Annotated in this window: 8 protein-coding genes; 6 read left to right on the top strand and 2 right to left on the bottom strand. The window is 46.8% G+C overall.

Annotated features, from left to right (window positions below; all coding sequences use genetic code 11):
• From LDL40_RS01415 to LDL40_RS01395, 5 genes are all read left to right on the top strand, one after another.
• Positions 1-1,184, top strand: a 1,184-nt coding sequence (locus LDL40_RS01415) for an esterase/lipase family protein (protein ID WP_367304290.1), incomplete at its 5' end; no start/stop codon positions are given.
• A 38-nt stretch (positions 1,185-1,222) separates the two neighbouring features.
• Positions 1,223-2,527: a molecular chaperone gene (gene yegD, locus LDL40_RS01410; RefSeq protein ID WP_300992969.1), complete on the top strand. Its 1,305-nt coding sequence runs from the start codon at positions 1,223-1,225 to the stop codon at positions 2,525-2,527.
• 182 nt (positions 2,528-2,709) lie between these two features.
• A complete protein-coding gene (locus tag LDL40_RS01405) occupies positions 2,710-4,155 on the top strand; it encodes a DEAD/DEAH box helicase (RefSeq protein ID WP_300992966.1) in 1,446 nt (481 codons plus the stop codon).
• 19 nt (positions 4,156-4,174) lie between these two features.
• A complete protein-coding gene (locus LDL40_RS01400) occupies positions 4,175-4,861 on the top strand; it encodes a pseudouridine synthase (RefSeq protein WP_300992963.1) in 687 nt (228 codons plus the stop codon).
• A 137-nt stretch (positions 4,862-4,998) separates the two neighbouring features.
• Positions 4,999-5,412 carry a hypothetical protein gene (locus LDL40_RS01395; RefSeq protein WP_300992960.1) on the top strand — a complete coding sequence of 138 codons (414 nt, stop codon included), beginning with the start codon at positions 4,999-5,001 and terminating at the stop codon, positions 5,410-5,412.
• A 56-nt stretch (positions 5,413-5,468) separates the two neighbouring features.
• Here LDL40_RS01395 and LDL40_RS01390 read toward each other — a convergent pair whose 3' ends face one another.
• On the bottom strand, positions 5,469-7,049 hold the full coding sequence (locus LDL40_RS01390; RefSeq protein ID WP_300992957.1) for an ATP-binding cassette domain-containing protein: 1,581 nt from the start codon (positions 7,047-7,049) through the stop codon (positions 5,469-5,471).
• Positions 7,050-7,244: 195 nt separating this feature from the next.
• Positions 7,245-8,429, bottom strand: a complete 1,185-nt coding sequence (locus tag LDL40_RS01385; RefSeq protein ID WP_300992954.1) for an MFS transporter — start codon at positions 8,427-8,429, stop codon at positions 7,245-7,247.
• Positions 8,430-8,618: 189 nt separating this feature from the next.
• Between LDL40_RS01385 and LDL40_RS01380 the strand changes: the two genes are divergently transcribed.
• Positions 8,619-10,000: DUF885 family protein (locus tag LDL40_RS01380; RefSeq protein ID WP_300992951.1), on the top strand; the 1,382-nt coding region annotated here is incomplete at its 3' end.

Genomic DNA, 10,000 nt, shown 5'->3' with positions numbered 1-10,000 from the left:
TTTTCCGCTCAGTCACTGTCAGTCTGAAAGAGTTGAAATTTAATAAAGACCTGCAAATTCAACTGACTCTGCAAGGCCATCTGATGCAGGATGCAACAGAGTTAAAGTTTAAATCTGCGTCTTATCCCTTGCTGTACGACGCAGCCAGCAGTTATTTATGGTTAATGCAGCAAGCGAAATTAGCCGAACTGGAATTACCTGGTTTATTCAACGCTGAACTTGCTGATAATAAGTTAGGGGTTTATGCAGTGACTCCTTTGCAACAAAACAAACAACCTCTGTTGATGATCCATGGCCTGAATTCCAGCCCACTCATATGGTACGAACTCACCATGGCCGTGCTGCAGGATGAAGAATTAAAACAACGCTACCAAATCTGGCATGCCTTTTATCCATCTGGCCCACCGCCGTTTTACAACTCAATGCGGCTGCGAAAAAAACTGGACGAATTACAGACTATGCTCACAGCCAATGGTGATTCACCACAGTTGGAGCAAGTGGTGGTGGTGGGCCACAGTATGGGCGGCATTGTCAGCAAAACACTGATCCAGAATACGGACTTTCTACTCTGGGATTTGAGCTTTACAGAACGTCCCGAGCAACTGGGATACGCTCAGCAGGAAATGGATAAGATCAAAGATATTTTTATTTTTAACGCCAGACCTTATATCGACAAAGTTGTGTTTCTTGACACTCCACATGGCGGCTCTGAATCCTCTGAATCAGTGTTAGCTAAGATCGCCAGTTGGTTTATTAACTTACCGAAGAATTTCACTGTGCTTATCAGCAACTTTATCCTGAAACTAGGGCCAGACAAAATCACTTTACCGATGCGCGAATACTTAAGTGGCGGCGGAGGCCCACATTCAGTGCAGGTATTATCACCTCGTCATCCTCTGCTACAGGGCTTAAATAAGCTGGCCTATCAAAGACCAGTGTATTCTATTATTGGCAGCAATGGCCCTTTATCCTGCCACGATGAACGAAGCTGCAGTCAAATCAGTGATGGTGTAGTGCCATTTTTCAGCGCTCATCAAAGTAAAGCTGTGCAAGAGATCATCGTGCCTTCAAATCATAATTCTTACCAATCGCCAAATGCTCTCGGGTTCTTATTGCAGGTCCTCAAACAGCCAGCAGGTGAAGCCAAAATCCTGCCTGTCTCGCCTGACAAGGCTGAAGATTAACGTTATACTCGCCGGCCTTTTTTCTGACAGGTGATCCTATGTCTGCTGCTTATCTTGCTGTTGATTTTGGCACATCCAACTGTGCTGCTGGTTTTATGCTGGAGCAACAGCCACATTTATTAGCCTTGGAGCAGGATGGCAGCCGTTATTTAAGTTCTGCTTTGTATATAGAACGTCAACGCGATCCACAAGACGAAGACGCCTACCTGTCAGCCAGCCTGACCCGTTTATTAGCGCAAAACAGTAAGGTGCTGGTCGGTAAAGCCGCACACGAACGCTACAGTATGGATCCGTTGGGTGGTGTCTTTATCCGCTCACCTAAATCTATGTTAGGTAGTCGCCTGACACCAGCTCAAACTGAGATCTATACCCAGGTCGCCACCTTATTACTGGGTCAAATCAAGCAAGGTGCGGAACAAAAACTAGGTCATCAGGTTGAACGGGTGCTGATTGGCCGACCTATCCATTTTCAGGGCATAGATTTAGCCTTGGGCGATGAACGGGCGTTGGCGATATTAAATCAGGCTGCAAGCCGGGTTGGTTTTAAAGAAGTCGATTTTGCCTACGAGCCTGTGGCTGCTGCTATTGAATACGAACGGCATTTAACACAAGAACAACTGGTGCTGGTGGTGGACATTGGCGGCGGTACCAGCGATATCAGTCTGATCCGCTTAGGGCCAGAGCATAGCCAAAAGTTTGACCGTAGCAGCGATTTGTTGGGTCACAGCGGCAAACGTATAGGCGGTGTGGATATGGACATTAAACTCACCATCTATGGCCTGATGAAACTCTTTGGCCGCCAGAGTCTGGCGCTGGATGGAAAACCTTTGCCTGGCGCCTTGTTTAGCGACGCTGTGAATATCATCGATATCCATGCACAGGAAAGGTTTTATGCCGAAAAAACCTATGACGAACTGCTGGATTTAAAAGACTTAGCCGCTGAACCTTTGTTATTAAATCGCTTTATCCAGGTCTATCAGCAGCATTTAAGTTACTACCTGAATCAAAAAGCAGAGCAAGCCAAAATCGGACTGACTGAGCATGCCGTAGTGGATGTGATACTGGACCGTATCGACCAGGGTCTTTTGCAAAATCTGTCGCAACAGCAACTGATGGACGCTTTGTATCAGGAGCTATCCGGCATTAGTAAGTTGATCCAGCAATGTGTTGAAAGCGCCGGAGTCAAACCTGACAGTATTTTTGTCACAGGTGGCGCTTCTGCAGTGCCTGGTGTTCAGCAGATGCTGCAGCAGTTATTGCCCAAAGTACCAGTGATCCGCGGTGATCAGTTTGGTTCAGTTGCGATGGGTTTAAGTAAGTTGGCCTCGCTTCGCTTTGGCTAAAAATGGGGTCAGATCACATTATTTGCTGGGCAAATAATGTGATCTGACCCCATTTTTACTCTCAATTCACTAAGCTGCACAAAAAACCGACAATAGCGCTGGTCGCGCCAGCGCTTTACCGTTACAATGCGCGGCTTTTTGCGGGGGCCAATTGGGGTTCGCGCTTTTATTTGAGAAATTTAATGTCATTTTCTGCTTTGGGTTTAAACCCTGCTTTGGTTGAGGCCGTACATCAGGCCGGTTATACCCAACCTACTCCTATTCAACAACAGGCCATTCCAGCTGTGTTACAGCGTCGTGATCTGTTGGCTGCCGCTCAAACCGGCACAGGCAAAACTGCCAGCTTTGTTTTACCTATACTGCAAATTTTATCAGCACAACCTATCCAGAAACCTCGTCCGGTCAAGGCGCTGATTTTAACGCCGACCCGCGAACTGGCGGCGCAGATTGAAGAACAAATTCAAAAGTACGGCAAAGAATTAAGCCCTAAACTCAAACACCATGTGGTGTTTGGTGGTGTTAGCATTAACCCTCAAATGATGGCTCTGCGTGGTGGTGTCGATATTTTAACTGCCACTCCGGGTCGATTATTAGATTTACTGGGCCAAAACGCATTAAAGCTGGACCAGGTGCAAATGCTGGTGTTGGACGAAGCCGACCGTATGCTGGATATGGGCTTTATCCGTGATTTGAAAAAAATCCTGGCGCTGTTGCCTAAAGTTCGCCAAAACCTGCTGTTTTCTGCAACCTTTAGTAATGAAATTAAAGGCTTAACTCAGGGCTTGTTACAAAACCCTCTAATGATCCAGGTCACGCCGGAAAACACCACTGTCGAAAAAATTGAACAGCAAGTCTATTTGCTGAACAAAGGCCAGAAAACGGCCGCTTTGTGTGAATTGATCACCGAAAACAACTGGCAACAGGTGTTGGTCTTTATGCCAACCAAACACGAAGCCAACAGATTGAGTGAACAGCTGACCTATGCAGGTATTCCTTCTGCAGCATTGCATGGCAACAAAAGCCAGAATGCCCGTACTAAGGCGTTGGCCGATTTCAAAGCCAATGAATTGCGGGTACTGGTCGCCACAGACGTGGCAGCCAGGGGTATAGATATTTCCCAGCTGCCTTATGTAGTGAACTTTGCTCTGCCACGCTCACCTGCTGATTACGTGCACCGTATAGGCCGTACTGGCCGTGCTGGTAAATCTGGTTTAGCTGTGTCTTTTGTCGCTCCGGACGAAATTCCGCAGTTAAAACTGGTGGAACGTTTGATTGGTATTAAGCTGCCCAGCCAGACTATCAATCCAAATCCATTGCCAGAAGCCATGGTGGCGATAGCCAAAGCACCACGCCCACCTCGCCCCGTACGTAAAGCTCCGGCTGAAGGCGCTAAGCCAAAAAATGCAGGCAACAAAGCTTCAGGCCATGCGGGTCAAAAGTCTGGACAAGCACAGGGTCAGGCGCAAAAGACGGCCCAGGGGCAAAAACCACCTCGCCGATTTGAAGCACCAAAAACACCAGGTATTCAGACTCAGGCCGCTGGTCATATGGCGACTCCTGCTGCTGAACACAATAATGGCAATGGTCAGCGTCGTCGCTTTAAGCCTAAGCCAAAAACTACAGCGTAAAAGATAGTGGTCAAAGCGGATGAAGATTCGTTTAGCCAAGTATCTGGCCGACCATGGCCTTTGTTCAAGACGAGCCGCTTCAAGGCTGATTGACGAAGGCCGGGTGTTGGTGAACCAGCGTCCAGCCAATCATATTGACCATGTGGATGCTGACGACCATATTCTGGTCGATCAGCAACCTTTTGCTGCTGCCACCGAAAAGCATTATCTGCTGTACCACAAGCCTGTGGGCATAGACTGCAACCTCAATCCCGATAAAGCCGACAGTTTGTATCATCTGCTGCAGCAATTCCCTACGCGGCTCTTTCCGGTGGGGCGCCTGGATAAAGACTCCTGTGGTTTAGTGCTGCTGACCAATGATGGCGGACTGGCACAGCGTTTGTTGCACCCTGATTTTTATCATGAAAAAACATATCAGGTGACGGTAGATAAAACACTGACCACTCAGGCTTTAAATCAACTGGCGTCAGGTGTCAGTTGGACTGTCGGCCCTTATAGCTATCAATCCCGTCCTTGCCAGGTGACCCAATTGGGCGCTGATAGCTTTGAAATTGTGCTGACTCAGGGCTTAAACCGACAAATCCGCTATATGTGCCGCAGCCAGGGCTTTAAAGTGCTGCACCTCAAACGTATTCAACTGGCGGAGTTTAGTCTCGCCGATTTAGCTGAAGGTTGTTTTCAAACCATCAGCCTGAATACGGACTAAAGCGGGTTATCAATTTCCATTTTGTGTTCGATACCCAAGTGACCTCAAGATACGAGTTTCAGATCCGTTGAATTCTGTATCTTGAAGTTACTTGGGTATATAGTGAGTCTTTATAAAATTACTGAAAAGGACACAAAATGAATCACTTAGCACTCTGGATCTTTACTGCTTTCTGCTGCGTTGCTTTACCCTCTATAGCCTCGGAGCCTGCAACACTGCAAGGCAGCTGGACACTCAAGTCTGCGGTTTACACTAAGGCCGATGGCACTGTGATCAAAGTCTCAGCTGAGGATCTGAAGTCGGTAAAAGTCTTGTCCAATAGCTATTTCAGTTTTGTTACCGTCAATAAAGACGGCAGTTTCAGCAGTGCCTTAACAGGCACTTACCAGTTGAAAGGCAATGACTATCACGAAACTCCACAAACAGGTTCAGTCGCTTCGATGCTAAATAAAACCTATGAATTTAAAGCCAAAGTCGAAGGCGATCTCTGGCATCACAGTGGTATGGAAGATGGAATGAAAATTGAAGAAGTCTGGCAAAGACTAGATTAGTCTGGCAAAGACTAGATTAGCCTGGCAAAGACTAGATTAGCCTGGCTAAGACTGGATTAATCCAGCCTTAGCCAATTAGAAAACTCCAGCTGCTGCCACTGTGTATCTTGATGAGTCACCAACATAAAACCAGCCGGATAGGTTTGTAAAAAGCTTTTGAGCATAGCTTGTGCCTGAAAATCCAGGTGATTATCCGGCTCATCCAGCAGCAAATAGGGAGCATAAGGCTGCAATGCCAAAATCAACAATATCAGCTTCACCCGCTCTCCTCCACACAACTGCTGCGTTGGCACTGTCAGACGCGCTGTACTAAGACCTATACCGGACAAATGAGTTCGGATTTGCGACTCCTGCTGCACTGCTGTCAACGCTTGAATGGCCTCTACAGCGCCCGCAAAAGCATCCAGTAAAGATAAATGCTGATCTAAATACCAAAGCTGTTGCTTCACCTGTACTGACCCCTGCATTGGTTGAATAAAACCTGCACATACCCTAAGTAAAGTCGATTTACCACAGCCATTGCCACCGGTCACCAGGCATCGCTGCTGTACGTTGAGCTGAAACGACAAAGCTGCTCTTGTTCCATAAGGTAAAACCAGGCCGTCACAGTAAAGCACAGGCCCGTTACAGGCTTTTACGGCGCCAACAAGCGGTAGTTTTGGTAAGACACGATAATCCAGTTGTCGCTGCAACTTTTGACGCTGGGCACTTAACTCTTGCTGTTGAGCCTGCACCTGCTGCTGTAAACGACCATGACTTTGTTCAGCCTGTTGTGCTTTTGCACCAAGCAATATAGGCGCTTGATTAGTCTGGCTTTTATTCCTTTTAGCCTGCTGATGTTTTTGCCGTTGTTGCTCAATTAACAGTTGTTGTTGCTGTTGCTGCCGGCTCTGTTGTTTCTTCAGTTTGTTATTTTTCAGCTGCAACTGCTGCTGTTGTCTCTGACTTTGCGCTAAAAAATCCTGGTAGTTGCCCTGATATTTCTCCAGTCCTAACGGGGATAGTTGATAGATACAGTCAACGGTCGACAATAACTCCACGTCATGGCTCACTAATAAATATCCAGCCTGATGATGCTTTAGTTGTTGCTGCAGCCATGTACGTGCAGCCTGGTCCAGATGATTTGATACTTCATCCAGCAATAAAAACTGCCGAGTTGCAAAAGCCTTGGCTAAGCGCAGTTTCATCAACTGGCCACCGCTTAACAACCCCAGAGGCATTGTGGCATCTGTGGGTAAATTTAAATCCAGCAACCACTGGCTCAGCTCTGTTTTAGCTAACCAACGATCACCTATACAGTCAAAATCGGCTTGTTCGAGACTGCCAGCCTCTACTCGTCCTAATGCGTCAAACAAAGCACCTAAACCCAGATAACTGCAGATGTTTTGATTCAAAGCCGTTTCTTGTTGAGAGACATAATAAAATGGACGCTGCCAAAGCAGTTCTCCACTGTAAGCCAGGCCAGTTTCCTGACCTGCCAGACAGCTCAAAAATAAGGATTTACCACAACCGTTTAATCCGACCAACGCCTGAGCCTTGTTCTGCAATTGCAGGTCTATTGCAGGGTGCAAAGACTCCAGGCCTGGCTGGGTCCATTGAAATTGGCGACACAATAAAACGTTTGATAATTCAGACATACAGACTCCTGAAATACAGGGAGGCTGTGTTCACAGACAAAAAATAAAAGACAAATACCTGTTCAACAACAGCATTCCTGATGATTTGTAAAATAACGACTACAAATTTTCGGGAATTTAGTTGTTCATTTCAGCGGTACTCAAAATGGAAGTGGCTCTATGCTAACAAGGTCAACAAAATGAGCGCAAGTTATTTTACCTCTGTTGTGACGAACTGTAGTTTAGCCAGAGGCTAAGTAACAAGGTCAATATAAACATCAGTAGTGAAGCGGCAACCACTCCATTCCAACCCCAGTGCTGCCAGAAAGGTGACAAATACAATCCACCAGAGCTGGCGCCCAGATAATAAAACACCAGATATAAGGCGCTGGCACTGGCTTTGGCTTTAACAGCTTGCTGATTGACCCACCCACTAGCCAATGAATGACAAAGGAAGAAACCAAAAGCACTGATAAAAAAGCCTGCCACAATCCAGGGCAGTTCCTGTAACAGCGTCAGTACAGTACCCAGCATCATAATCACTATGCCCAGCGCCATACCCAACGCTGGGTGAAGTCGTTGTCCAACTTTGCCCGATAAAGCCGAGCCTAAAGTCCCGGTTAAATAGGTCATAAAGAGCAGCCCTATCCAGCCACTGGATAACATATAAGGTGCATCAGATAAACGAAAGGCGACAAAAGTGTATTGGTTTAGAAAAACAAAAAAGTTAAGCCCGCCAATCAGATAGGTAAGTAACAAAGTTTTTTGGCGTAAATGGAACCAATTGTCTGACATAGCCTGTGTCAGTTGAAATGGCTGTTTCTGAAAATAGCTGGATTTGGGCAAAAAACGCCAGACCAGATAAGTACAAAGCACACTACCCAGTCCCATAGGCCAAAACACCCATTGCCAGTGATTCATTTCAGCAAACCAGCCTGACAATAAACGCCCACTGATGCCTCCCAATGAATTGGCGCTGATATAATAGCCAACAGCAACCACCATAGCTGTTTTACTAAACTCTTCGCCCATGTAAGCTATAGCTATTGCAGGCAAGCCTCCCAGACAAAAGCCCTGTACAGCCCGCAATACCAGAAGGGAGTGATACGTTTCAACCTGTGTCAGCGCCAAAGTACTCAATGCCATGCCACCCAGGCTCCAGAGTAATAGCGTTCGCCGCCCGTAGGCATCTGATAAAGCACCATAAACCAGCAAAGACAAGCCTAAAGCCAGCGTGCCTATAGCATAACTCCAGCTGGTTTGTAGCGCTGTCAGTTGAAATTCACGGCTTAACAGCGGCAACAAAGGTTGCAACATATGCAGGTTAGCAAACACAAAAACAGCAGCCAGACAAAGGGCAAAACTAGCGGCATAAAACGCAGGTGTGTGTTTTTCAATCATAGGAGTACTTTCGGCTAACCATCCATAAAGCAGAGCCAGAAGCAAAGCTCAGAAAAGATGGCGAAGTATAACGCGAATAAGCCAGTTTTTATTTTGTTTTAACGCAAATGTCTGTTGCTGTGCTGAATTATTCCGGTTCAAGGCGTAAGATAAGCTGCAGTTTACGCACTCTAACCAAAAGGAAAAACTATGCGTTTATCTATAATAGCGCTGGCAGTCAGTGGCCTGTTTCTGACTGCCTGCAACGACGCCCCAACAACACCAGCCGCATCAGTAGTCGAAACAGCTGCAACCTCAGCGGTGAGCGCAGAGCAACTATACCAACAAGCCACTCAACTGCTGTTTCAGGCACGCGCTTTAAATGCCTCAGCTTTAGGTTTGTCCGAAGATGTTGTAGGCAAGGCTTTTCACACTGAGTTGGAAAACTACAGTGCAGAAGCAGAAGTCCAACTTAGGCAACAACTAAATGCCGTCATTAGCCAACTTGCCGCTCTTCCAGTACCAGCAGATGCTGTTGATGCGGAAAATCAGGCTGTGATGCTGAATATTATGCAGTACTATGCTGGCAGCAACGAATTACCTCATGGCTATATCGACTCCTGGATGGGACACTCGGCTTTTGTTGTCAATCAGATCAACGGTCCCACTATAGATATGGCTGGCGCCTTACAAAACTCTCACCCTATAGCGAATGAACAGGATGCGAAAAACTACTTAAGCCGGCTGGAGAAATTTGGTGCTGCGTTAAAAGCGGTTCAACAACGTTTCACTTCAGACGCTGAAGCGGGCTGGATAGCCCCTAAAGTATTACTGGAGAGATCCCTGGCTATACTCGATAGCTATGCCGGTGGTGCAGTGACAGAGCATGCGCTGTATAAAGACTTTGCGAAAAAGCTGGATGCAGTCAAAGACTTGTCAGCAGAAGCTAAGCAACAATACCTGACCACAGCGGCGCTTTTAGTAGAACAACAAGTACAAGCTGGCTATCAGCAACTCGCCGCTGCTGTGCGTGCGCAATTGCCAAAAGCCAGGACTGAATCCGGTATTTGGGCTCAGCCAGGTGGCGATAAGTTTTATGCGTATTCAGTAAAACAGCTGGGGGATACCAATCTAACCCCGGAGCAAATTCACCAAATAGGTTTGGCTGAAGTGGCCCGCATTAGCCAGGAAATGGATAACATCTTACAAGCCCAAGGCTATAAAGAAGGCTCTGTTGGCGCACGTATGACGGCACTAAATGGCGAAACACGGTTTTTGTATGAAGATTCAGATGCTGGCCGCCAGCAGGTGCTGGACGACTTGAATAAATACATCGCTGAAATTAATCAACGTATGCCGGAGCTCTTTGCTACCAAGCCTCCTTACCCGGTGGAAGTACGGCGCATTCCGGTCGAAATTCAGGACAGCGCTGCTGGCGGTCAATACACTTCACCCGCCATAGACGGCAGTAAACCCGGTATTTATTGGATTAACCTGCGCGATATTAAAGCTAATGCTAAATTTGATTTAAAAACCCTGACTTATCATGAAGCTAACCCAGGCCATCACTGGCAGGTAGCGTTAAATTTAGC

Source organism: Rheinheimera sp. (genome assembly GCF_020217005.1).
GTDB lineage: Bacteria > Pseudomonadota > Gammaproteobacteria > Enterobacterales > Alteromonadaceae > Pararheinheimera.
This window is presented reverse-complemented; position numbering and strand designations above follow the sequence as displayed.

Excerpts from the sequence above, each read along its gene's own strand:
- yegD (WP_300992969.1), top strand. The coding sequence starts at position 1,223 with ATGTCTGCTGCTTATCTTGCTGTTGATTTTGGCACATCCAACTGTGCT.
- LDL40_RS01405 (WP_300992966.1), top strand. The coding sequence starts at position 2,710 with ATGTCATTTTCTGCTTTGGGTTTAAACCCTGCTTTGGTTGAGGCCGTA.
- LDL40_RS01390 (WP_300992957.1), bottom strand. The coding sequence starts at position 7,049 with ATGTCTGAATTATCAAACGTTTTATTGTGTCGCCAATTTCAATGGACC.
- LDL40_RS01385 (WP_300992954.1), bottom strand. The coding sequence starts at position 8,429 with ATGATTGAAAAACACACACCTGCGTTTTATGCCGCTAGTTTTGCCCTT.
- LDL40_RS01395 (WP_300992960.1), top strand. The coding sequence starts at position 4,999 with ATGAATCACTTAGCACTCTGGATCTTTACTGCTTTCTGCTGCGTTGCT.
- LDL40_RS01400 (WP_300992963.1), top strand. The coding sequence starts at position 4,175 with ATGAAGATTCGTTTAGCCAAGTATCTGGCCGACCATGGCCTTTGTTCA.